Source organism: Candidatus Propionivibrio aalborgensis, assembly GCF_900089945.1.
Classification (GTDB): domain Bacteria; phylum Pseudomonadota; class Gammaproteobacteria; order Burkholderiales; family Rhodocyclaceae; genus Propionivibrio; species Propionivibrio aalborgensis.
The window spans coordinates 1-323 of the sequence record NZ_FLQY01000254.1 but is presented as its reverse complement, the minus strand read 5'-3'; the positions used below and the strand labels follow the sequence as shown (position 1 = coordinate 323).

The following is a 323-nucleotide window of genomic DNA, read 5'->3' as shown; positions in this document are numbered from 1 at the left end:
CCCGGAGAGAATGGCGCGGGCGCCCATGACCAGCAGACTTCTGAGATAAGCGTCACCCGCCTTGGTGATGCGCCCCAGCCGGGACTTGCCGCCCCTGCTGTATTGTCCCGGCACCAGTCCGATCCATGCGGCGACCTGGCGGCCGTTCTTGAAGTCGTGTCCGTTGCCAATGCTGGCCAGGAGTGCGCTGGCGGTGACGGGGCCGATACCGGGGCGTTGCATCAGGCGCTTGCTGCGTGCGTCCTCGCGAGCGGTCTGGGCGATCAGCCGGTCGTACTCCGCAATCCTGGCATCGAGCGCATCAGCGTGGGCGAGCAGATCTC

1 protein-coding gene is annotated in these 323 nt (G+C 66.9%); it reads right to left on the bottom strand.

What is annotated here, in order from left to right:
• Nucleotides 1–323 (bottom strand): transposase (locus PROAA_RS12325; RefSeq protein ID WP_186411628.1); only part of this gene is annotated, 323 nt, incomplete at both ends.